This window comes from Microbacterium testaceum (genome assembly GCF_020781835.1).
Classification (GTDB): Bacteria; Actinomycetota; Actinomycetes; order Actinomycetales; family Microbacteriaceae; genus Microbacterium; species Microbacterium testaceum_H.
The window spans coordinates 17,840-39,444 of the sequence record NZ_JAJGNJ010000010.1 but is presented as its reverse complement, the minus strand read 5'-3'; the positions used below and the strand labels follow the sequence as shown (position 1 = coordinate 39,444).

21 protein-coding genes are annotated in these 21,605 nt (G+C 69.0%); 8 read left to right on the top strand and 13 right to left on the bottom strand.

Annotation, left to right across the window (positions count from 1 at the left end):
* Position 1: 1 nt before the first annotated feature.
* The 4 genes from sufC to sufB are packed head-to-tail and all read right to left on the bottom strand — an operon-like array spanning position 2 to position 3,756.
* On the bottom strand, positions 2-772 hold the full coding sequence (gene sufC, locus LL239_RS14175; protein ID WP_228164092.1) for a Fe-S cluster assembly ATPase SufC: 771 nt from the start codon (positions 770-772) through the stop codon (positions 2-4).
* A gap of 46 nt (positions 773-818) precedes the next feature.
* A complete protein-coding gene (locus LL239_RS14170) occupies positions 819-1,148 on the bottom strand; it encodes a non-heme iron oxygenase ferredoxin subunit (RefSeq protein WP_228164091.1) in 330 nt (109 codons plus the stop codon).
* Positions 1,145-2,338 (bottom strand): Fe-S cluster assembly protein SufD, encoded by a 1,194-nt coding sequence (gene sufD / locus LL239_RS14165; protein ID WP_228164090.1) that lies wholly within the window; start codon positions 2,336-2,338, stop codon positions 1,145-1,147. The genes LL239_RS14170 and sufD overlap by 4 nt, the downstream gene beginning before the upstream one ends.
* The gene (gene sufB / locus LL239_RS14160) at positions 2,338-3,756 is read right to left on the bottom strand and encodes a Fe-S cluster assembly protein SufB (protein ID WP_228164089.1); all 1,419 of its coding nucleotides are present in this window, start codon (positions 3,754-3,756) and stop codon (positions 2,338-2,340) included. Before sufB ends, sufD begins: the two co-directional genes overlap by 1 nt.
* 253 nt (positions 3,757-4,009) lie before the next feature.
* Between sufB and LL239_RS14155 the strand changes: the two genes are divergently transcribed.
* Together LL239_RS14155 and LL239_RS14150 are read left to right on the top strand one after the other, a co-directional pair.
* Complete coding sequence (locus tag LL239_RS14155; RefSeq protein ID WP_228164088.1) at positions 4,010-4,978, top strand: COX15/CtaA family protein; 969 nt, start codon at positions 4,010-4,012, stop codon at positions 4,976-4,978.
* 112 nt (positions 4,979-5,090) lie between these two features.
* Positions 5,091-5,573, top strand: a complete 483-nt coding sequence (locus tag LL239_RS14150; RefSeq protein WP_228164087.1) for a dinucleotide-utilizing enzyme — start codon at positions 5,091-5,093, stop codon at positions 5,571-5,573.
* A 73-nt stretch (positions 5,574-5,646) separates the two neighbouring features.
* Here LL239_RS14150 and LL239_RS14145 read toward each other — a convergent pair whose 3' ends face one another.
* Entirely contained in the window at positions 5,647-6,573 is a 927-nt protein-coding gene (locus LL239_RS14145) for a heme o synthase (protein WP_228164179.1), read from the bottom strand.
* 230 nt (positions 6,574-6,803) lie between these two features.
* Here LL239_RS14145 and tkt point away from each other — a divergent pair, with 230 nt between their 5' ends.
* Genes tkt through pgl form a run of 6 tightly spaced genes read left to right on the top strand, consistent with a single transcriptional unit; the run spans position 6,804 to position 14,956 of the window.
* On the top strand, positions 6,804-8,903 hold the full coding sequence (gene tkt, locus LL239_RS14140) for a transketolase (protein ID WP_228164178.1): 2,100 nt from the start codon (positions 6,804-6,806) through the stop codon (positions 8,901-8,903).
* Between the two features lie 22 nt (positions 8,904-8,925).
* Positions 8,926-10,047 carry a transaldolase gene (gene tal, locus LL239_RS14135; protein WP_228164086.1) on the top strand — a complete coding sequence of 374 codons (1,122 nt, stop codon included), beginning with the start codon at positions 8,926-8,928 and terminating at the stop codon, positions 10,045-10,047.
* Positions 10,044-11,669, top strand: a complete 1,626-nt coding sequence (locus LL239_RS14130; RefSeq protein ID WP_228164085.1) for a glucose-6-phosphate isomerase — start codon at positions 10,044-10,046, stop codon at positions 11,667-11,669. Before tal ends, LL239_RS14130 begins: the two co-directional genes overlap by 4 nt.
* 4 nt (positions 11,670-11,673) lie before the next feature.
* The gene (gene zwf / locus LL239_RS14125) at positions 11,674-13,224 is read left to right on the top strand and encodes a glucose-6-phosphate dehydrogenase (RefSeq protein ID WP_228164084.1); all 1,551 of its coding nucleotides are present in this window, start codon (positions 11,674-11,676) and stop codon (positions 13,222-13,224) included.
* Positions 13,221-14,168, top strand: a complete 948-nt coding sequence (locus LL239_RS14120; protein WP_228164083.1) for a glucose-6-phosphate dehydrogenase assembly protein OpcA — start codon at positions 13,221-13,223, stop codon at positions 14,166-14,168. Before zwf ends, LL239_RS14120 begins: the two co-directional genes overlap by 4 nt.
* Entirely contained in the window at positions 14,165-14,956 is a 792-nt protein-coding gene (pgl, locus tag LL239_RS14115; RefSeq protein WP_228164082.1) for a 6-phosphogluconolactonase, read from the top strand. The genes LL239_RS14120 and pgl overlap by 4 nt, the downstream gene beginning before the upstream one ends.
* A gap of 61 nt (positions 14,957-15,017) precedes the next feature.
* Here pgl and LL239_RS14110 read toward each other — a convergent pair whose 3' ends face one another.
* The 8 genes from LL239_RS14110 to rapZ all read right to left on the bottom strand — a co-directional run bounded on the left by LL239_RS14110 (position 15,018) and on the right by rapZ (position 21,605).
* Entirely contained in the window at positions 15,018-15,371 is a 354-nt protein-coding gene (locus tag LL239_RS14110) for an RNA polymerase-binding protein RbpA (RefSeq protein ID WP_063257886.1), read from the bottom strand.
* Position 15,372: 1 nt separating this feature from the next.
* A complete protein-coding gene (gene secG / locus LL239_RS14105) occupies positions 15,373-15,621 on the bottom strand; it encodes a preprotein translocase subunit SecG (RefSeq protein ID WP_077049988.1) in 249 nt (82 codons plus the stop codon).
* A gap of 111 nt (positions 15,622-15,732) precedes the next feature.
* Positions 15,733-16,521, bottom strand: coding sequence for a triose-phosphate isomerase (tpiA, locus tag LL239_RS14100; protein ID WP_228164081.1), 789 nt, complete (start codon positions 16,519-16,521; stop codon positions 15,733-15,735).
* Positions 16,512-17,726 carry a phosphoglycerate kinase gene (locus LL239_RS14095; protein WP_228164080.1) on the bottom strand — a complete coding sequence of 405 codons (1,215 nt, stop codon included), beginning with the start codon at positions 17,724-17,726 and terminating at the stop codon, positions 16,512-16,514. The genes tpiA and LL239_RS14095 overlap by 10 nt, the downstream gene beginning before the upstream one ends.
* A gap of 6 nt (positions 17,727-17,732) precedes the next feature.
* The gene (gene gap / locus LL239_RS14090; RefSeq protein ID WP_228164079.1) at positions 17,733-18,743 is read right to left on the bottom strand and encodes a type I glyceraldehyde-3-phosphate dehydrogenase; all 1,011 of its coding nucleotides are present in this window, start codon (positions 18,741-18,743) and stop codon (positions 17,733-17,735) included.
* 104 nt (positions 18,744-18,847) lie between these two features.
* Positions 18,848-19,474: a superoxide dismutase gene (locus LL239_RS14085; protein WP_228164078.1), complete on the bottom strand. Its 627-nt coding sequence runs from the start codon at positions 19,472-19,474 to the stop codon at positions 18,848-18,850.
* Positions 19,475-19,665: 191 nt separating this feature from the next.
* Positions 19,666-20,643: a DNA-binding protein WhiA gene (gene whiA, locus LL239_RS14080; protein WP_228164077.1), complete on the bottom strand. Its 978-nt coding sequence runs from the start codon at positions 20,641-20,643 to the stop codon at positions 19,666-19,668.
* A gap of 83 nt (positions 20,644-20,726) precedes the next feature.
* Positions 20,727-21,605 (bottom strand): RNase adapter RapZ, encoded by an 879-nt coding sequence (gene rapZ, locus LL239_RS14075; protein WP_228164076.1) that lies wholly within the window; start codon positions 21,603-21,605, stop codon positions 20,727-20,729.

The following is a 21,605-nucleotide window of genomic DNA, read 5'->3' as shown; positions in this document are numbered from 1 at the left end:
CCTACGCGTCGATCGGCGTACCGGCTTCGAGGAAGCGGTCGTAGCCCTCTTCCTCGAGTCGGTCGGCGAGCTCGGGCCCGCCCTCTTCGACGATCCGGCCCTTCACGACGACGTGGACGAAGTCGGGGCGGATGTAGCGCAGGATGCGCGTGTAGTGGGTGATGAGGAGCACGCCGAGGTCGGTCTGCTCCTTGGCGCGGTTCACACCCTCGGAGACGATCTTCAGCGCGTCGACGTCGAGGCCCGAGTCGGTCTCGTCGAGCACCGCGATCTTCGGCTTGAGCAGCTCGAGCTGGAGGATCTCGTGGCGCTTCTTCTCGCCGCCCGAGAAGCCCTCGTTCACGTTGCGCTGGGCGAACTTGGCATCCATGCGCAGGTTCTCCATGGCGCCCTTGACGTCCTTGGTCCACGAGCGGATCGCCGGCGCCTCGCCGTCGATGGCCGTCTTGGCGGTGCGGAGGAAGTTCGTCACCGTGACGCCGGGGATCTCGACGGGGTACTGCATCGCGAGGAACAGACCCGCGCGGGCCCGCTCGTCGACGCTCATCTCCAGGACGTCTTCGCCGTCGAGGGTGATGGACCCGCTCGTGACGGTGTACTTGGGGTGACCGGCGATCGTGTACGCCAGGGTCGACTTGCCGGAGCCGTTGGGGCCCATGATGGCGTGGGTCTCGCCGGTGCGCAGCGTCAGCGTCACACCGTTGAGGATCGGGGTCGTGCCGGCATCCGTCTCGACCGTCACGTGGAGGTCGCGGATCTCGAGGACAGACATGGTGTTCCTTACTCGGTAGTTCGGGGAGTCGAAGGGGGCGCGGCCGTCAGGCCGTCGCCTTGGTGACGGCGGGGTCGATGAGCACGTCGTCGCCGTCGATCACGACCTCGTACACGGGGACCGGCTCGAAGGCCGGGAGGTTCAGGGGACGTCCCGTCTTCAACGAGAACGCCGAGCCGTGTGCCCAGCACTCCAACGTCTCGCCCTCGACGAAGCCGTCGGAGAGAGAGATGTCGCCGTGCGTGCACACATCGCCGATCGCGTGGACCTCGCCGTTGCCGTCGAGCACGACGGCGATCGCGACACCGTCGACCTCGACCCGGCGGGCCTCGTCCTGCACGAGCTCACTGAGCCCGCACACGCGGGACGCGCTCACGCCGCCGCTCCCTCGGCCAGTTCGCGCTCGATCGCGTCGATGAGCTCGGACTCGAGCTCCGGGATGCCGATGCGCTGGACGATCTCGCTGAGGAACCCGAGCACGACGAGGCGCCGCGCCTCGTCCTCGGCGATGCCGCGGGCCTGCAGGTAGAACAGCTGCTCGTCGTCGAACCGACCGGTGGCGCTGGCGTGACCGGCGCCCTGGATGTCGCCGGTCTCGATCTCGAGGTTCGGGATCGAATCGGCGCGCGCGCCGTCGGTGAGGACGAGGTTGCGGTTGGCCTCGTAGGAGTCGGTGCCCGTGGCATCCGGTCCGATGAGCACGTCGCCGATCCAGACACTGCGTGCGCTCGCGCCCTGCAGCGCACCCTTGTAGAGCACGTCGCCGACCGTGTGCGGGCCCTTGTGGTGCAGATAGACCTGCGACTCGAGGTGCTGGCCCGCGTCGGAGAAGGACAGGCCGTACAGCCGACCCTCGGCGCCCGCGCCGGAGAGCTCGACGGAGGGGTTCACACGGACCACGCCGCCGCCGAAGCTCACCACGACGTGGGTGAGCTTCGCGTCACGATCGACCCGCGCCTGGTGGGACGAGGCGTGGATGGCGTCGTCATCCCACTTCTGCACCGACACGACGGTGAGATCGGCGCCGTCGCGCACCAGGATCTCGACGTTCTGCGCGTGCTGCGCGGTGCCCTCGTGGCGCAGCACCACGGTGCCCCGGGAGTTCGGCTGCGCCTCGATGACCACGTGCGCGTGCGCGAGTCCGCCGGTACCCGTCAGACGCACGACGATCGGCTCGTCGAGTTCGACGTTCGTCGGGATCCGCAGCAGCGGAGCCTCCGGCTCGTGCACCCAGGCCAGGGCGGCCGGCAGGTCCTCGGGGCGGAAGTGCTCTCCGCGGGGAGCGTTACCCGTGGCCAGGCGGAGCTGCTCGACGGCGTCGGGCGCGCTCACCTCGACCCGCATGATGCCCTCGGGCCCGGCCTCGTCCACGAACAGCGGCGCCAGGCGGTCGATGGGGCTGAGCTTCCAATTGACCTCGCGGCCGGTGGGAACGCCGAAGTCGCTCGGGTCGAACGAGGTCAGACGTTCCGACCGGGTCTGCACGGGAACCGCGGATGCCACCAGAGCGGCAGGGTCGATGTGACCCTCCGCGGTACCGGCGGGGGTCTGGGTCGCAGTCGTCATCAGCCGACGGATCCTTCCATGCCCATCTCGATGAGCTTGTTGAGCTCGAGGGCGTACTCCATGGGCAACTCGCGAGCGATCGGCTCGATGAAGCCGCGCACGATCATGGCCATCGCCTCGTCCTCCGGAAGACCGCGGGACTGCAGGTAGAACAGCTGTTCCTCGCTCACCTTGGACACGGTCGCCTCGTGGCCGAGCTGCACGTCGTCGACGCGGATGTCGATCGCGGGGTACGTGTCGGAGCGCGAGATGGTGTCGACCAGGAGCGCGTCGCAGCGCACGGTGTTCGCGGAGTGGTGCGCGTTGGCATCCACCCGCACCTCGCCGCGGTAGCCGGCACGACCGCCGCCGCGCGCGATCGACTTCGACACGATCGACGACTGCGTGTAGGGCGCCATGTGGATCATCTTCGCGCCGGCGTCCTGGTGCTGACCGGGACCCGCGAATGCGACCGAGAGCGTCTCGCCCTTGGCGTGCTCGCCCATCAGATAGATCGACGGGTACTTCATCGTCACCTTGGAGCCGATGTTGCCGTCGACCCACTCCATGGTCGCGCCCTCGTGGGCGACAGCGCGCTTGGTGACGAGGTTGTAGACGTTGTTCGACCAGTTCTGGATCGTCGTGTAGCGAACGCGAGCGTTCTTCTTCACGATGATCTCGACGACCGCCGAGTGGAGCGAGTCGCTCTTGTAGATGGGCGCCGTGCACCCCTCGATGTAGTGGACGTAGCTGTCCTCGTCGGCGATGATCAGCGTCCGCTCGAACTGGCCCATGTTCTCGGTGTTGATGCGGAAGTACGCCTGCAGAGGGATCTCGACGTGCACGCCCTTCGGGACGTAGACGAACGATCCGCCCGACCACACGGCCGTGTTCAGCGCGGCGAACTTGTTGTCGCCGGCGGGGATCACGGTGCCGAAGTACTCCTCGAAGAACTCGGGGTGCTCGCGCAGGGCCGTGTCGGTGTCCATGAAGATGACGCCCTGCTCTTCCAGGTCCTCGCGGATCTGGTGGTAGACGACCTCGGACTCGTACTGAGCGGCGACGCCGGCGACGAGGCGCTGACGTTCGGCCTCGGGGATGCCGAGCTTCTCGTACGTGTTGCGGATCTCCTCGGGGAGGTCCTCCCACGTCTGCGCCTGCTTCTCAGTCGAGCGCACAAAGTACTTGATGTTGTCAAAGTCGATCTCCGACAGGTCCGCGCCCCACGTGGGCATGGGCTTGCGGCCGAAGAGCTGGTACCCCTTCAGACGGGTCTTGAGCATCCATTCGGGTTCGGACTTCAACGCGGAGATACCGCGCACGACGTCTTCGTTGATTCCTCGCTGGGCGACGGCGCCGGCGGCATCGGTGTCGTGCCAGCCGAATTCGTACACCCCCAGTCCCTCGAGTTCGGGACGGTCGATGAGCACATCGGTCATGGTGGTCACTCTCCTTCTCGGGCCTCAACGGTGTCATCCGCCCCGACATTCCCCGTCGGACTCCGGTCGGAGTCACAGGAAGGTCGCTGGTGGGCCCGCTCGAAGACGCTGACTGCGCGCCTAGAATGTCAGGGGTGCGGGACGCGCGAGCGCTGCACCCGAAGACCCTTCGATTCTACAGGCAACACCCGCTCCCGGCACGGTGCAGACCCATCGCCGCGCCCCCGGAGCCCGCCGCCAGGAGGCTGCGCGCATGTCCACCTCTTCCTCCCCCCGCACGCTCCATCGCCTCATCGACCGACTCCCCCGCCACGTCGATCGCCGCGTGCGCGTGTTCGCCTGGCTGTCGTTCCTCGCCGAGGTGCTCATCATCGGCACCGGCGGTGCGGTACGCCTCACCGGATCGGGCTTGGGGTGCCCGACGTGGCCGCGCTGCACGCCCGACTCGCTCGTCAACACCCCCGAGATGGGGATCCACGGGATCATCGAGTTCGGCAACCGCACACTGACCGGTGTGGTCGGCATCCTGGCGCTCGTCGTCGTCGTCCTGATGTGGCGCCTGCGGCGCGAGCGCCGCGCGATGTTCGTCCTCTCGCTCGTGGTGCTCGGCGGGATCGCCGCGCAGGCGGTCGTCGGCGGCATCACGGTGCTGACGGGTCTGAACCCGTTCATCGTGGGTTTCCACTACATCGCTTCGGTGGTGCTGGTGACCGTGTGCGCGGCCTTCCTCACGCTCATGTACCTTCCCGCAGGTCCCCGCGAGCGCGCCGTCCCCGGGTGGTTCGCCGGCCTCGTCCACGCCACGACCGGCGTGCTCGCCCTGACCATCGTCTTCGGCGTGCTCACCACGGGCGCGGGCCCGCACTCGGGCGACGCCGCCGCGGTGCAGCGCAACGGTTTCGACGCCGAGGTCCTCGAGCACGTGCACGCCTGGCCCGGGTACGCCCTGTTCGCGCTGACGCTCGTGATCGTGGTGCTCGCGTGGCGTCTGGGGCTTCCCGTGCGCCGATGGGCGACGGCTCTCCTGGCGGTGGAGGTCGTGCAGATCGCCGTGGGCCTGTACCAGGCACGCAACGGCCTGCCCGAGATCGCCGTGGGCGTCCACATGGTGCTCGCGGCCCTGACCGCCGCGACGATGACGGTCGTCGTCCTGCGCCTGAAGAGCCCCGCCTCCTCCGCCGATCGCTCGGCCGAGCGCAAGGTCGAGGCGGCGCGGCGCTGACCTTAGCGCGTTCATAGGCGATTCATCGAGCGCCCAGAGGCGACGCACCGGCGAGTGCGAGACTGTGGACCCTCCGGTGCCGACCGTGCCCGGAATCGAAGGAGTTCATTCCATGCAGACCCGCCCCCGCCTGCTGACCAGCATCCCGTTCTGGGCGCTCCTGGTCCTATCCCTGGCCGCAGTGATCGGCGGACTAGTCCTCGTCTTCCGCCAGATCGACGCGATGCAAGCGGTGCTGAACGACCCCAACGCCACCGTCGTGACCGTCTACGTCGCTCAGTCGTGGGCCATCGTGGGCGCGGCCGTGCTCGGTGCCGGTGCCCTCGGCATCGTCGCGACCCTCGCGGTCGCCACCGTGGTGTCCACCCGTCCGGGTGCCGACGTCTCGGTCGAGACCATCGACTGGGCCAGCGACGACGAGAGCGCCCCCGAGGCCCCCTTCGCCGCCGCCCCCACCGTGGCCGCCGCGGCGACCACCGCTCCGGCTGCTCCGCTCGTCCTCGAGGACGCGGACGTCGAGACCCCGTCCGACGCACCGGCCCCCGCAGAGGCCGCCACGGCTCGCGACGCCGACGAGGACGCGACGCGCCCCTGAGCACCGCCCCACGACGCAGAACGCCCGCTCCCCGATCCGGGGGCGGGCGTTCTGGCGTGCGGAGGCGCGGATGTCAGAAGGGCAGCAGCGGGTCGACCGCGATGGCGACGAAGAGCAGCGTGAGGTACGTGATCGATGCATGGAAGACGCGCATCGGACGCGGTTCGCCGCCCTGCACGGCGCGCGAATACAGGCGGTGCGACTCGTAGACGAACCAGCCGCCGAACACCAGCGCCGAGACGCTGTAGACCAGGCCCATGGATGCCACCGGGATCAGCAGCAGGGAGCACGCCACCGTGGCCCAGGCGTAGAGGATCACCTGCAGCCCCACCTGCGATCCGCTGCGCGTCGCGCCGAGCATGGGCACGTGGACACCGTCGTACTGATCGGCGTACTTCATCGACAGCGGCCAGTAGTGCGGGGGCGTCCACAGGAACACCAGCGCGAAAAGGATGAACGGAGCCCACGACAGCGATCCGGTGACCGACGACCATCCGATGAGCACCGGGAAGCAGCCGGCGATGCCACCCCACACGATGTTCTGCTCGGTACGGCGCTTCAGGATCATCGTGTAGATCACGACGTAGAAGAAGATGGCTCCGGCCGACAGTGCGGCCGCGAGGGGGTTCGTGAACGCCCACAGCCAGACGGTCGAGACGACGGCGAGCGTCCACGCGAAGGTGAGCGCGCCGCGGGGCGAGACCTCGCCGGTGACCAGCGGCCGGTTCTCGGTGCGCTGCATGTGCGCGTCGATGTCCCGGTCGAGATACATGTTGAACGCCGCCGCGGAACCCGCGCTGAGCGACCCGCCGATGACGGTCGCGAAGATGAGCCACAGGTCGGGCAGTCCGCGGGCGGCCAGGATCATCACGGGAACGGTCGTCACCAGCAGCAGCTCGAGCACGCGCGGCTTGGTCAGCGCGACGTAGGCCCGGAGGGTGCGTCCGACGGAGCGGCGATCGGTCGTCGCTGTGACGTGCGACGTCGTCGAGATGTCCATCATCCCCCGGGGTAGAGCGTGAGTATCCCCATGATTCTATGGCATCCCGTGCACAGACCCGGCCGTCTGTCGACCCCCTCGGGAACAGTCCCGGCCCTTCCTGCGTTCTCGCTATGCTGGCGAGGAACGCGCGCCCCGCGCCGACCACCCCACCCCACTCCCGCTCCGACGGCGTCGAGTGCGGCGTCGGATCGTGACCCCGGGCGCAAAGTGACGAGAAAGGCACCGTGTTGTCGGACTTCGAATGGGATGAGATCGATCGGCGCGCGGTGGACACCGCTCGCGTTCTGGCGGCGGATGCCGTCGAGAAGGTGGGCAATGGACACCCCGGCACGGCGATGTCGCTCGCACCGGCCGCCTACCTCCTGTACCAGCGGGTCCTCCGCCACGACCCGGCCGACACCCACTGGCCGGGCCGCGACCGGTTCATCCTCTCGGCGGGGCACTCCTCGCTGACGCAGTACGTGCAGCTGTACCTCGGCGGTTTCGGCCTCGAGCTGGAAGACCTCGAGGCCCTGCGCACCTGGGGCTCGCTCACCCCCGGCCACCCCGAGTACGGGCACACCGACGGCGTCGAGATCACGACCGGCCCGCTGGGTCAGGGTCTGGCCTCGTCCGTGGGCTTCGCTTACGCCGCCCGTTACGAGCGTGGCCTGTTCGACCCCGAGTCGCCTGCCGGCGAGAGCCCCTTCGACCACTACGTGTACGTCATCGCCGGCGACGGCGACCTGCAGGAGGGCGTGACCAGCGAGGCGTCCTCGCTGGCCGGCCACCAGGAGCTCGGCAACCTCATCGCGATCTACGACTCCAACCAGATCTCGATCGAGGACGACACCAACGTCGCCTTCACCGAGGACGTGCAGAAGCGTTACGAGGCCTACGGCTGGCACGTCCAGACGGTGGACTGGAAGAAGACGGGCCAGTACGTCGAAGACGTGGCCGAGCTCCACGCCGCGATCGAGGCTGCCAAGGGCGAGACGAGCAAGCCGTCGCTCATCATCCTCAAGACGATCATCGGCTGGCCCTCCCCCGGCAAGCAGAACACGGGCAAGATCCACGGTTCGGCTCTCGGTGCCGACGAGCTGCGTGCCACGAAGGAGGTGCTCGGGTTCGATCCTGACCAGCACTTCGCGGTGGCCGACGAGGTCCTCGCCCACACCCGCGAACTCGTCAAGCGCGGGGAGGCCGAGAAGGCCGCCTGGCAGGAGAAGTTCGACGCGTGGGCGGCGGCTCACCCCGAGCGCAAGCAGCTGTGGGACCGTCTTCAGGCGCGTGAGCTGCCGGCCGACATCGCCGACGCGCTGCCCGCCTTCGAGGCCGGCAAGGACGTCTCGACGCGTGCCGCCTCGGGCGCCGTCATCAACGCCCTCGCCGCCGAGCTCCCCGAGCTGTGGGGCGGTTCCGCCGACCTCGCCGAGTCGAACCTGACGACGATCAAGGATGCCAAGTCCTTCATCCCCGAGTCGTGGTCCACGCACGAGTGGTCGGGCGACCCCTACGGCCGAGTCCTGCACTTCGGCATCCGCGAGCACGCGATGGGCGCGATCCTCAACGGCATCGTGCTGCACGGCCCGACACGACCGTTCGGCGGCACCTTCCTCATCTTCAGCGACTACATGCGCCCGCCGGTGCGTCTGGCCGCGCTGATGAACATCCCCACGATCTTCGTCTGGACGCACGACTCGGTCGCCCTCGGCGAGGACGGCCCGACGCACCAGCCGATCGAGCAGCTCGCCTCCCTCCGCGCGATCCCGAACCTCGCCGTCGTCCGTCCCGCGGATGCCAACGAGACCTCGGTCGTGTGGCTCGAGATGCTTCGCCGCACCGCCGGCCCCGCAGGAATCGCCCTGACGCGTCAGAACATCCCGGTGTTCCCGCGCGGCGAGGGTGAGGCCTCGGGCGACGACTTCGCCTCGGCCGCGCACGCCGTCAAGGGTGCCTACGTGCTCGCCGAGGCCGCGAACGGCGAACCCGACGTCATCCTCATCGCCACCGGTTCCGAGGTCCAGCTGGCCGTTCAGGCGCGCGAGACCCTCGCCGCCGAGGGCATCCACGCCCGCGTGGTGTCGGCTCCGTCGCTGGAGTGGTTCGCCGAGCAGGACGAGGCGTACCGCGAGTCGGTTCTGCCGACGTCGGTGAAGGCACGCGTCTCCGTCGAGGCCGGCTCGTCCCTGACGTGGCAGGGCATCGTCGGTGACGCCGGCCGTTCGGTCGCGATCGACCACTTCGGCGCGTCGGCCGACTACAAGACCCTGTTCCAGAAGTTCGGCATCACCGCCGAGGCCGTCGTGTCGGCCGCGCGCGAGTCGATCGCCGCCGCCGCGAAGTAAGTTCCAGGAGAGAACGAGAACAATGAGCACTCCCACCGAACAGCTGTCCGCTCAGGGCGTCAGCATCTGGCTCGACGACCTCTCGCGCCAGCGCATCCAGTCGGGCAACCTCGCCGAGCTGATCGAGAAGCGCAACGTCTCGGGTGTGACGACGAACCCGACCATCTTCGCCGGCGCGCTCTCGAAGGGCGAGGCCTACGAGGGCCAGGTCCGAGAGCTCGCGGGCCGCGATGCCGGCGTCGACGAGGCGATCTTCTCGATCACCACCGACGACGTCCGCGACGCCTGCGACATCTTCCTCCCCGTGTTCGAGGCGACCGGCGGCGTCGACGGACGCGTGTCGATCGAGGTCTCCCCCGACCTCGCGCACGACACCGAAGGCACCATCGCCCAGGCCAAGGATCTCGCCGCCCGTGTGGACCGCCCCAACGTCCTCATCAAGATCCCCGCGACCAAGGCGGGCCTGCCCGCCATCACGGAGGTCATAGGGGCGGGGATCTCGGTCAACGTCACGCTGATCTTCAGCCTCGAGCGCTACGCCGAGGTCATCGACGCCTACCTCGCCGGTGTCGAGAAGGCGCGTGACGCCGGTCACGACATCGCGACTCTGCAGTCGGTCGCGTCCTTCTTCGTCTCGCGCGTGGACACCGAGGTCGACAAGCGGCTGGCCGCGATCGGCACCGACGAAGCCGCCTCCCTCAAGGGCAAGGCCGGCTTGGCCAACGCGCGTCTGGCGTATGAGCTGTACGAGCAGAAGTTCGCGGAGGACCGGGCGAAGGAGCTCCTCGCCGCCGGCGCCACCGTGCAGCGTCCGCTGTGGGCCTCCACGGGCGTGAAGGACCCGGCTCTGCCCGACACGCTGTACGTCACCGAGCTCGTCGCTCCCGGCACGGTCAACACCATGCCCGAGAAGACCCTCGAGGCCACCTTCGACCACGGCGTCATCACCGGTGACACCATCACCGGTGCGTACGCCGAGGCGCACGAGGTCTTCGACCAGCTCGCCGCCGCCGGCGTCGACTTCGCCGACGCGACCCAGACGCTGGAGGACGAGGGCGTCGAGAAGTTCATCGCCTCCTGGCACGAGCTCCAGGACACCGTCGCCACGGCGCTCGAGGCCGGAAGCGCCCAGGCGGCGAAGTGACCTTCGCCGTCAAGGTCAGCGGCCACGTCAAGTCGGTCGTCGACGCGGAGCTCCCCGAGCTGATCGGGTCGCTCGTCGCCTCGGGACTCACCGCGGGAGACGCCACACTGTGGGGGCCTGCGGCGGAGGAGGAGGCATCCCGTCGGCTGGGATGGGTGCAGGCGGTCTCCGTCTCGCGCCCGCTCGTGCCCGAGATCACCGCCCTGCGCGACCGGCTCGTCGCGCAGGGCGTGACGCGGGTCGTGCTGGCCGGCATGGGCGGCTCCTCACTCGCCCCGGAGGTCATCGCCCGCTCCGCGGGTGTGCCGCTGGTGATCCTGGACTCCACCGCGCCCGGCCAGGTGCTCGCCGCCATCGACGGCGACGCCGAATCGGGGGGTCTGCGTGAGACGGTTCTCGTCGTCTCGAGCAAGTCCGGTTCGACGATCGAGACCGACTCGGCCAAGCGCGCGATCGAGGCCGCTTTCCGCGATGTCGGCATCGATCCCGCCGAGCGGATCGTGGTCGTCACCGATCCCGGTTCACCGCTGGAGGAGTCGGCTCGCGCCGACGGCTATCGCGTCTTCACGGCCGATCCCACGGTCGGCGGCCGGTATTCGGCGCTCACCGCCTTCGGGTTGGTGCCGGCGGGGCTGGCGGGCGTCGACATCGACGATCTGCTCGACGAGGCGGATGCCACTCTGCTCGAAGTCGCTATCGACTCGCCGGAGAACCCGGCGCTCGTCCTCGCCGCCGCCATCGCCGGCGGAGGGTCCCAGCGTCGCGACAAGCTCGGCCTCGTGACGGACGGCAGCCACCTGCCGGGCCTGCCCGACTGGATCGAGCAGCTGATCGCCGAGTCCACCGGCAAGGACGGCACCGGCATCCTCCCCGTCGTCCTGCTGCCGGTCTCGCCCGAGATCGAGACCACGCCGGCCGACCTCCAGGTCGTCCGCCTCGTGGACCATGCCGACGCGTTCCACCTGTTCGACCGCCACGAGGGCGACGTGCTCGTCAGCGGCTCGCTGGGGGCGCAGTTCGTCGTCTGGGAGTACGCCACCGCCATCGCCGGCCGGCTTCTCGGCATCGATCCGTTCGACCAGCCGGACGTGGAGTCGGCCAAGGCCGCCGCCCGCGGCCTGCTCGACGCGCGCCCCGAGCCGACGGCCCCCGCACTGGTTCTCGACGGCGTCGAGGTCCGCGTGTCGGATCCCGCGCTGGCATCCGGGGGCACGCTCGCGAGCGTGCTCGATGCCCTCTGGGCGTCGGTGCCGTCGGACGGCTACGTCAGCATCCAGGCGTATGTGAACCGGATCGACCTCCCCCAGCTCGCGGGGCTCCGCGAGCTCGTGGCGGCGGATTCGGGTCGGCCGACCACGTTCGGGTGGGGACCGCGTTTCCTCCACTCGACCGGCCAGTACCACAAGGGCGGACCCGCCAACGGGGTCTTCCTTCAGATCACCGAACGCACCGACGTCGACCTGGAGATCCCCGGTCGTCCGTTCACGTTCGGGCAGCTCATCCACGCACAGGCCGCGGGCGACGCGAGCGTGCTGGCGGAGGGCCACGGCCGCCCCGTCGTCACGCTCACGCTCACCGACCCGCAGGTCGAGGTGCTCTCACTCTTCGAGGCGGCGCAGTAGAAGCATGGTCGTAGAGATCACACCCGGTCACAACCCCCTCCGCGATCCCGACGATCGCAGACTCAACCGCATCGCCGGTCCCAGCTCGCTGGTCATCTTCGGCGTCACAGGCGACCTGTCGCGCAAGAAGCTCATGCCGGCCGTGTACGACCTGGCCAATCGCGGGCTTCTTCCCCCCGGATTCGCGCTCGTCGGGTTCGCCCGCCGCGACTGGGAGGACCAGGACTTCGCGAAGGTCGTGCACGAGTCCGTGAAGCAGTACGCCCGCACCGAGTTCCGAGAGGAGACGTGGCAGGAGCTGCTGGAAGGCATCCGCTTCGTCCAGGGCGAGTTCGACGACCCCGAGGCGTTCCGCCGCCTGCGTGAGACCGTCGACAAGCTCGACGTCGAACGCGGCACGATGGGCAATCACGCGTACTACCTGTCGATCCCGCCGAAGGCGTTCCCCCTGGTCACGACGCAGCTCAAGGCCTCCGGACTCGTGGGCGAGAGCGCGGATGACACCACCGGCTGGCGCCGGGTGGTCATCGAGAAGCCGTTCGGACACGATCTGGCCTCGGCGCGCGAACTCAATGAGGTCGTGGAAAGCGCGTTCCCGGCCGACTCGATCTTCCGGATCGACCACTACCTCGGCAAAGAGACGGTGCAGAACATCCTCGCGCTGCGCTTCGCGAACGAGCTGTACGAGCCGATCTGGAACCGCAACTACGTCGACCACGTGCAGATCACGATGGCCGAGGACATCGGCGTCGGCGGACGCGCCGGCTATTACGACGGGATCGGCGCCGCCCGCGACGTCATCCAGAACCACCTGCTCCAGCTGCTCGCTCTCACCGCGATGGAGGAGCCGATCAGCTTCAACGCCGCGCATCTGCGCGCCGAGAAGGAGAAGGTCCTGGCGGCGGTGCGTCTGCCGGAGAACCTCGCCGAGGCGACCGCACGCGGGCAGTACGCGGGCGGTTGGCAGGGCGGCGAGAAGGTGCTCGGTTTCCTCGAGGAAGACGGCATGAATCCCGAGTCGGTCACCGAGACCTACGCCGCGATCAAACTCGAGATCAACACGCGCCGCTGGTCGGGCGTGCCGTTCTACGTGCGCAGCGGCAAGCGCCTGGGCCGTCGCGTCACCGAGGTGGCGGTGGTGTTCAAGCGCGCGCCGCAGCAGCTGTTCTCGCGAAGCCAGACCGAGGAGCTCGGACAGAACGCCCTCGTCATCCGCGTGCAGCCCGACGAGGGCGTCACCATCCGTTTCGGGTCGAAGGTCCCCGGCGACGGCACGCAGGTGCGCGACGTCACGATGGACTTCGGCTACGGCCACGCCTTCACCGAGGCGAGCCCCGAAGCCTACGAACGACTCATCCTCGACGTGCTGCTGGGCGATCCGCCGCTGTTCCCGCGGCACGAAGAGGTCGAACTCAGCTGGAAGATCCTCGACCCGATCGAGGAGTTCTGGGCCGCCCAGGGCGGACCGCTGGAACAGTACTCTCCCGGGTCGTGGGGGCCGGCATCCGCCGATGAGCTCCTCGCCCGCGATGGCCGCACGTGGAGGCGCCCGTGATCATCGACCTGCCCGACACCACCGTCAGCGCGATCTCGAAGAAGCTCGTCAGCGTTCGCGAAGAGGGCGGCGCCGTCGCCCTCGGGCGCGTGCTCACCCTCATCATCGTGACCCGTCACGGCGCCGAGGAAGAGGTCATCGAGGCCGCGAACGACGCCTCCCGCGAGCACCCGATGCGCGTCATCGCCGTGCTGTTCGGCGACGAGGACGAGGAGCCCCGCCTGGACGCCCAGATCCGCGTGGGCGGCGACGCCGGCGCGAGCGAGGTCATCGTGCTGCGGGCCCACGGCGCGGCCGCCTCGAACGCGGAGAGCCTCGTCACGGGTCTGCTCCTGCCCGATGCCCCGGTCGTCGCCTGGTGGCCCGCCGAGGCGCCCGCCGACCCGTCGATGTCGGCGATCGGCCGTATCGCCCAACGCCGCATCACCGATGCCTCCTCGCAGCCCGATCCGACGGCCTGGGTCGCCCACCTCGGCGAGCACTACGCCCCCGGCGACACCGACTTCGCGTGGACCCGCGTCACCCGCTGGCGCGAGCAGCTCGCCGCAGTGCTGGATCAGCCGCCGTACGAACCGGTCACCTCGATCGAGGTGGCAGGGTCGAGCGACTCCCCGTCGACGGCCCTGCTGGCCGCGTGGCTGGGGCTCAAGCTCGAGGCGCCCGTCGCCTACACCTACCTGCCGGCTGACGAGTGGGTCGGGGGCATCAAGTCGGTCCGTCTCTCGCGCCCGAGCGGAGACACGCTGTTGGAGCGTCCGACACCCGGCGTCGCCGTGCTGACCCAGCCCGGCCAGCCCACGCACGAACTCGACTTCCCGCGACGGACGCTCCGCGAGTGCCTCGCCGAGGAACTGCGGCGCCTCGACCCCGACGTGCTGTACGGCCGGGTTCTGACCCAGTGCACCGCGCTGTTGAGCACGATCGATGAGCGGAGCGGGCGATGACCGAGAACGGCTCCGCCAAGCGCGTCATCATCAAGAAGGATGCCGACACCCTCGCCGACTATGTCGCGACGCGTTTCGTCAACCGCATCGTGAAGCGCGTGGCCGAGGGCAAGCGCATGCACGTGTGCCTCACCGGCGGCACGATGGGCGGCGCGGTGCTCCGTTCGGCCGCGCGCGACCCGCGCATCGCCGAGATCGACTGGTCGCTCGTGCACTTCTGGTTCGGTGACGAGCGCTTCGTCGCCCGCGACTCCGATGACCGCAACGAGAAGCAGGCGCGGGTCGCGCTCCTGGACGGCCTGGACATCCCCGCCGAGAACATCCACTCGGCCGCTTCGACGGACGACGGCCTCGACCTGGATGCCGCGGCGATCGCGTACGCGGACGAGCTGGCGCAGTTCGCCCCGTCCGATCGCAGCGAGACGGGACCGTGGCCCTCGTTCGACATCTGCTTCCTCGGCGTGGGACCGGATGCGCACATCGCCTCGCTGTTCCCCGACCGGGCCGAGATCTCGGTCACCGATCGCGCGACCGTACCGGTGCGGGACTCCCCCAAGCCACCGCCGGAGCGCATCTCGCTGACCCGACCGGTGATCAACTCCTCCAAGCGCGTGTGGATGGTCATCGCCGGTGCCGACAAAGCCGCGGCCCTGGGTCTCGCCCTCGCCGGTGCGAGCTACCAGAGCGTCCCCGCCGCGGGAGCCAAGGGACGTCGCCGTACGGCGTTCTTCGTCGATGAAGCGGCCGCCGACCAGGTTCCGCCGCAGCTCATCGACCGCGAGTACTGATCGCAGAATCCAACGACAGAGACCGGATGCCACAGGCATCCGGTCTCTGTCGTCCTCGCTCTTACTGGCCGCGGCGCTCGCGCAGCTGCTGGAGGGCATCGTCGAGGAGCGACGCCGCCTCCTCATCGGTGCGGCGTTCCTTCACGTAGGCCAGGTGCGTCTTGTAGGGCTCTGTCTTCGCCAGAGCCGGCGGGTTGTTCTTGTCGCGGCCGGCGGGCAGGCCGGAGTGCGGGGAGTCGATCGTCTCGGGGATCTCGTCGTCGGGGATGCCCGCCGCGAAGTACCGGACGGTCTCGTTGCCGAGCGCGTCCCAATACGACACCGCCACGCGGTCGGCGTGGAAACCGTGATCCTGTTCACCCATCGGGCCCGCGCCGACGCGCGTGCCGCGGATGGCGTTGCCGCCAGTGGCCATGTCAGAGCTCCGCGAACTTGGTCAGGAGACCGAGACCGACGATGGTGATGAACCACACCAGCGCCAGCACGATCGTGAATCGATTGAGGTTGCGTTCGGCCAGGCCGGACGAGCCCAGTGCCGAGCTCATACCGCCGCCGAACATGTCGGACAGGCCGCCCCCGCGTCCCTTGTGGAGCAGGATGAGCAGGGTCAGCAGGAGGCTGGTCACGCCCAGGAAAACCTGCAGGACGAACTCGAGAATCTGCACTGTCGAAAGCCTTTCGCGAACGGTCGGGACGACCGCACAAGCGTCAAGTATACGGGGAGGCGGAGCGGACACACGGATGCCCGCGGCGCGCGGCCGCGGGCATCCCTGTGGTCAGACGCCGACGTGCTTCTGGTAGCGGATGATCGCGGCGAACTCGTCGACGACGAGGCTCGCGCCACCCACCAGGGCACCGTCGACGTCGGGCTCCCGCATGAAGCCGGCGATGTTGGCCGACTTGACGGATCCGCCGTAGAGGATGCGCGTGCGGGCGGCGGCGTCGGCACCGAGCTTGTCGGCCACGACCGCACGCAGTTTCGCACACACGTCCTGCGCCTGCTCGGGCGTCGCGGCCTGACCCGAGCCGATCGCCCAGACCGGCTCGTAGGCCACGACGATGTCGGCATCGGATGCCACGCCCTCCAGCGCGACCTCGAGCTGTCCGACGGGCACGGCGCTCGCGCCGAACTTCTCGAGGTCCTCCGAGGTCTCACCCACGCAGATCACCGGGACCAGGCCGTGGCGCAGGGCCGCCTGGGTCTTGGCCGCGACGACCTCGTCGGTCTCGTGGTGGAACTGGCGACGCTCCGAGTGCCCGATGATGACGTAGCGCGCGTCCAGCTTCGCCAGGAACTGCCCGGAGATCTCGCCCGTGTAGGCACCGGAGTCGTGGGCCGAGAGGTCCTGACCGCCCAGCGCGAACTCGATCTTGTCGGCGTCCAGGAGCGTTTGCACGGTCCGCAGGTCGGTGAAGGGCGGGAAGACCGCGACCTCGACGCTGCCGTTGTCGTGCTTGGCGTCCTTCAGCGTCCAATGCAGCTTCTGGACGAACGCGACCGCCTGCAGGTGGTCGAGGTTCATCTTCCAGTTGCCGGCGATGAGGGGCGTTCTGTTCACTGCCATCCGAGGACCTCCAGTCCGGGGAGCTTCTTGCCTTCGAGGAACTCCAGGCTGGCACCGCCACCGGTGGAGATGTGGCCGAACCGATCGTCGGCGAAGCCGAGCTGGCGCACGGCCGCGGCCGAATCGCCGCCGCCGACGACGCTCAGACCGTCGACCTGAGTGAGGGCCTGCGCCACGGTCTTGGTGCCGGCCGCGAACGCGGCCATTTCGAACACGCCCATCGGCCCGTTCCAGAACACCGTGCGCGAATCGCGGATGGCCTCGGCGAACAGCTCGGCCGTACGGGGACCGATGTCCAAGCCCAGACCGGATGCCCCGAAAGGCGTCTCCTCGAGCGCGACCGCGTCGGCCACCACATGCTCGGCATCGGCCGAGAACGACGCCGCGACGACGGCATCCACCGGCAGGACGATCTCGACGCCGCGCTCCTTCGCCGAGGCGAGGTAGCCCTTCACCGTCTCGATCTGGTCCTGCTCGAGCAGGCTCGACCCGACCTTGTTGCCCTCGGCGGCCAGGAAGGTGAACATCATGCCGCCACCGACGAGGAGCTTGTCCACGCGGGGCAGAAGATGCTCGATGACGCCGAGCTTGTCGCTGACCTTGGATCCACCGAGCACCACGGTGTAGGGGCGCTCGGGGTTCTCCGTCAAGCGGTCGAGGACTTCGAGCTCCTTCTGGATGAGGAGACCGGCAGCCGACGGCACGATCTGCGCGAGGTCGTAGACGCTCGCCTGCTTGCGGTGAACGACGCCGAAGCCGTCCGACACGAGCGCGTCGCCCAGCTCGGCGAGCTGGCGGGCGAACGCCTGACGCTCGGCCTCGTCCTTCGAGGTCTCGCCCGCGTTGAAGCGGAGGTTCTCGATGACGGCGACGTCCCCGTCCTCGAGCGAGGCGACGGCCTCGCGAGCGGACTCGCCCACCGTGTCCCGAGCGAAGGCGACCGGCTGTCCGAGCAGCTCGGACAGGCGCTGCGCAACCGGTTCGAGGGAGTACTTCGGGTCGGGCGCCCCGTCGGGCCGCCCCAGGTGCGAGCACACGACGACGCGGGCGCCGGCGTTGATGAGGGCGTTGAGGGTCGGCAGCGACGCGCGCACGCGGCCATCGTCCGTGATGACGCCGTCCTTGAGCGGGACGTTCAGGTCACAACGGACGATGACGCGCGTGCCGGCCAGCGACCCCAGCGATTCGAGGGTGCGCAGAGCCATGGAAGGTCAGAGACGCTCGGCGACGTACTCGGTCAGGTCGACCAGACGGTTGGAGTAGCCCCACTCGTTGTCGTACCAGGACGAGACCTTGACGAGGTTGCCCGAGACGTTGGTCAGCTCGGCGTCGAAGATCGACGAGTGCGGGTTGCCCTGGATGTCGCTCGAGACGATCGGGTCCTCGGTGTACGCGAGGATCCCGGCGAGGCGACCCTCGGCGGCGGCCTGCTTGTAGACCTCGTTGACCTGGTCGACCGTCAGGCCCTCGGTGGGCGTCACGATCGTCAGGTCGACGATCGAGCCGGTGGGGACCGGGACGCGGTAGGACGAACCGGACAGCTTGCCGTTCAGCTCGGGCAGGACGAGACCGATCGCCTTGGCGGCACCCGTCGAGGCGGGGACGATGTTGATCGCGGCGCCGCGCGCGCGGCGGAGGTCGCTGTGCGGGCCGTCCTGGAGGTTCTGGTCGGCGGTGTACGCGTGCGCGGTCATCATGAAGCCGCGCTCGATGCCGAAGGCGTCGTTGAAGACCTTCGCCAGCGGGGCGAGGCAGTTCGTGGTGCACGACGCGTTCGAGATGATGACGTCGGTCTCGGGGTTGTAGGTCTCTTCGTTGACGCCCATGACGATCGTGGCGTCGTCACCCGTGGCGGGAGCCGAGATCAGAACCTTCTTGGCGCCACCGGCGACGTGCTTCTTGGCGTCTTCGGCCTTGGTGAAGCGTCCGGTGGACTCGATGACGATGTCGACGCCCAGCTCACCCCAGGGGAGGTTGGCGGGGTCACGCTCTTCGAAGACCTTGATGGTCTTGTCGCCGACGGTGATGGAGTCTTCGGTGTACGAGACCTCTTCTGCCAGGACGCCCCCGACGGAGTCGTACTTGAGGAGGTGGGCGAGGGTCTTGTTGTCGGTGAGGTCGTTCACCGCCACGATTTCGAGGTCTGCACCCTGCGCGAGAGCCGCGCGGAGGTAGTTGCGTCCGATTCGGCCGAAGCCGTTGATTCCGATCTTGACGGTCACGGAATATCTCCTGAATCAGTTGTGCGCGAGAAGCGCGTGATTGCGGTGTTCGCTGGCGGACAACGGCGTCCCGGCGGGGTGTCCCGCCGGGACGCCCACACCGCTTACGACAGTACCAGCAGACCCGCCGTCTTCTCGCGGGCGGCCGCGAAGCGCTCCTGCGCATCGGCCCAGTTGGCGATGTTCCAGAACGCCTTGACGTAGTCGGCGCGAACGTTCTTGTAGTCGAGGTAGTAGGCGTGCTCCCACACGTCCAGGAGCAGCAGCGGGACGGTGCCCGCGACGATCTGACCCTGCTGGTCGAAGAACTGCTGGATGAGGAGGTTCTCCCCGATCGAGTCCCAGAACAGACCCGCCCAGCCCGAACCCTGCACGCCGAGGGCGGCGGCGGTGAACTGGCCGCGGAACGCGTCGAACGAACCGAACTGGTCGTCGATCGCGGCCTCGAGGTCGCCGGTGGGCTTGTCGCCGCCGTTGGGCGAGAGGTTGGTCCAGAAGATGGAGTGGTTCGTGTGACCGCCGAGGTTGAACGCCAGGTCCTTCTGCAGGCGGTTGATGTTCGCGAAATCGCCCTTCTCGCGCGCCTCGGCGAGGAGGTCGAGCGTGGTGTTCGCGCCGTTGACATACGTCTGGTGGTGCTTGCTGTGGTGCAGCTCCATGATGGTCGCGCTGATGTGCGGCTCCAGCGCGGAGTAGTCGTAGGGCAGTTCGGGCAGCGTGTACTTCGCCATGTTCTCTACTTCCGAATCGGCGCTGCACCGAGACCTCGGCGCAGCGAGGGTGACGTCTTCATCCTAGTGAGAGCCAACGCGCGGACGACGGGGTTGCTTCCCTGAACGACGGAGAGTATCCCGCCGGGCGCGTCGCGGAACGCGAACGGATGCCGAACCCCGGCATCCGTTCGACCCGTCCGCGCGGAACGTCAGTCGTCGGCGCCGACGGGGACGGCGGACTCGGTGCCCGGGATCCCCTCGACCTCGGCCTTCTTGTCGGCCATCGCCAGCAGGCGGCGGATGCGACCGGCCACGGCGTCCTTGGTCAGCGGCGGGTCGGCGTGGTGCCCGAGCTCGTCGAGGCTCGCGTCACGGTGGGCGAGACGGAGCTCACCGGCCTGCTGGAGGTGAGCCGGCACCTCGTCGCCCAGGATCTCGAGTGCGCGCTCCACGCGCGCGCAGGCCGCGACGGCGGCCTGAGCGGAGCGCCGGAGGTTGGCATCATCGAAGTTGACCAAGCGGTTCACTCCCGCGCGCACCTCGCGACGCTGGCGCATCTGATCCCACTCCCCCGCCGTGCGGCGCGCACCCATCTCGTAGAGGGCGCTGCGGATGGCCTCGCCATCGCGCACGACGACGCGCGGCACCCCGCGCACCTCGCGGGCCTTCGCGGGGATGCCGATCCGGTGGCCCGCGCCGACGAGCGCCATCGCGGCCTCGGACGACGGGCAGGAGATCTCGAGGGCGGCCGAGCGACCGGGGTCGCTGAGCGAGCCGCTGGCGAGGAAGGCACCGCGCCAGATGGCGCTGAGATCGGGCCGGGAGCCCGTGGTGAGCTTGTTGGGGAGGCCGCGCACCGGGCGTCGCCGCTGGTCGAGCAGGCCCGTCTGACGCGCGAGGGTCTCGCCCGCCTCGATCACCCGCACGGCGAAGTGACCGCCGTTGCGACCACCGGAGCCCTGCACGTGGTGCAGCTCGGGCCGAACGCCGTAGAGCTCCATCAGATCGCGGGCGACGCGGCGGGCCAGGATGTCCGAGTCCAACTCGGCCTCGACGGCGACGCGATTGGCGATCGAGTGCAGGCCACCCGAGAAGCGCAAGATCGCCGTCAGTTCGGCGACGCGTGCCGTAGGACGCGGGTCGCGTACGGTGATCAGCTCGGCCTTCACGTCGGCGGTCAGCGGCACGGTTCTCCTCGGTTCAGGACGATGGGGCAACGCCCGTGACAGCGCGGGTGGGGCTGTCGAGGCGGCGGGGACGAGGGTACAGCCTACTCGCGGCCGAGGTCACGGTGAGTCACGCGGACCGCGACGCCGGGCAGCTCGCTAATGCGCGCTGCGAGTTCGCGGGCCATGACGACGGATCGGTGCTTTCCTCCCGTGCAACCGACCGCGACGACGGAATGACGCTTGTTCTCTCGCTGGTAGCCGGCGAGCACGGGGCGCAGCGCCGCGCCGTACGCGTCGAGGAACTCCGTCGCTCCCTCCTGTCCGAGGACGTAGTCGCGAACAGCCGGATCCTCGCCTGTCAGCGGGCGCAGCTCCTCGCTCCAGAACGGGTTCGGCAGGAACCGCATGTCGGCGACCAGATCGACGTCGGTGGGCAGACCGTACTTGAATCCGAAGCTCATGAGCGTGACGGTGTGGCGCGCGGCGCCCTCTTCGCCGAAGAGCTCCACCGTGCGCAGCGACAGCTGGTGCACGTTGTATGTGGACGTGTCGATGACGACATCGGCCGCCTCGCGCACGGGCGTGAGACGCTCACGTTCACGGCGGATGCCGTCCAGGATCGTTCCGTCGCCCTGCAGGGGGTGCGGCCGCCGGACGGCCTCGAACCGACGGACGAGCACCGCGTCGGAGGCATCCAGGAACACCACCCGCACCTGACCGTCGGCCTGAAGCGCCCGCATCGCCTCCGGAAGGTCGCCGAACAGCGAACGTCCGCGGACGTCGACCACGACCGCCACCCGCGGAACGGCGCCGCCCGCTCGCTCGGTCAACTCGAGGAGGGGGGTCAGCATCCGCGGCGGGAGATTGTCGACGACGTACCAGTCGAGATCCTCGAGGGCGTTGGCGACGGTGGATCGACCGGCCCCCGACATCCCCGTGACGATCAGCACCTCGCCGCGTGCATCCCGTGCCGCCTGCAT

Coding starts and splice junctions, on each gene's coding strand:
- sufC (WP_228164092.1), bottom strand. CDS start 772: ATGTCTGTCCTCGAGATCCGCGACCTCCACGTGACGGTCGAGACGGAT.
- sufD (WP_228164090.1), bottom strand. CDS start 2,338: ATGACGACTGCGACCCAGACCCCCGCCGGTACCGCGGAGGGTCACATC.
- sufB (WP_228164089.1), bottom strand. CDS start 3,756: ATGACCGATGTGCTCATCGACCGTCCCGAACTCGAGGGACTGGGGGTG.
- LL239_RS14155 (WP_228164088.1), top strand. CDS start 4,010: ATGTCCACCTCTTCCTCCCCCCGCACGCTCCATCGCCTCATCGACCGA.
- LL239_RS14150 (WP_228164087.1), top strand. CDS start 5,091: ATGCAGACCCGCCCCCGCCTGCTGACCAGCATCCCGTTCTGGGCGCTC.
- LL239_RS14145 (WP_228164179.1), bottom strand. CDS start 6,573: ATGGACATCTCGACGACGTCGCACGTCACAGCGACGACCGATCGCCGC.
- tal (WP_228164086.1), top strand. CDS start 8,926: ATGAGCACTCCCACCGAACAGCTGTCCGCTCAGGGCGTCAGCATCTGG.
- zwf (WP_228164084.1), top strand. CDS start 11,674: ATGGTCGTAGAGATCACACCCGGTCACAACCCCCTCCGCGATCCCGAC.
- pgl (WP_228164082.1), top strand. CDS start 14,165: ATGACCGAGAACGGCTCCGCCAAGCGCGTCATCATCAAGAAGGATGCC.
- LL239_RS14110 (WP_063257886.1), bottom strand. CDS start 15,371: ATGGCCACTGGCGGCAACGCCATCCGCGGCACGCGCGTCGGCGCGGGC.
- tpiA (WP_228164081.1), bottom strand. CDS start 16,521: ATGGCAGTGAACAGAACGCCCCTCATCGCCGGCAACTGGAAGATGAAC.
- LL239_RS14095 (WP_228164080.1), bottom strand. CDS start 17,726: ATGGCTCTGCGCACCCTCGAATCGCTGGGGTCGCTGGCCGGCACGCGC.
- LL239_RS14085 (WP_228164078.1), bottom strand. CDS start 19,474: ATGGCGAAGTACACGCTGCCCGAACTGCCCTACGACTACTCCGCGCTG.
- rapZ (WP_228164076.1), bottom strand. CDS start 21,605: ATGCAGGCGGCACGGGATGCACGCGGCGAGGTGCTGATCGTCACGGGG.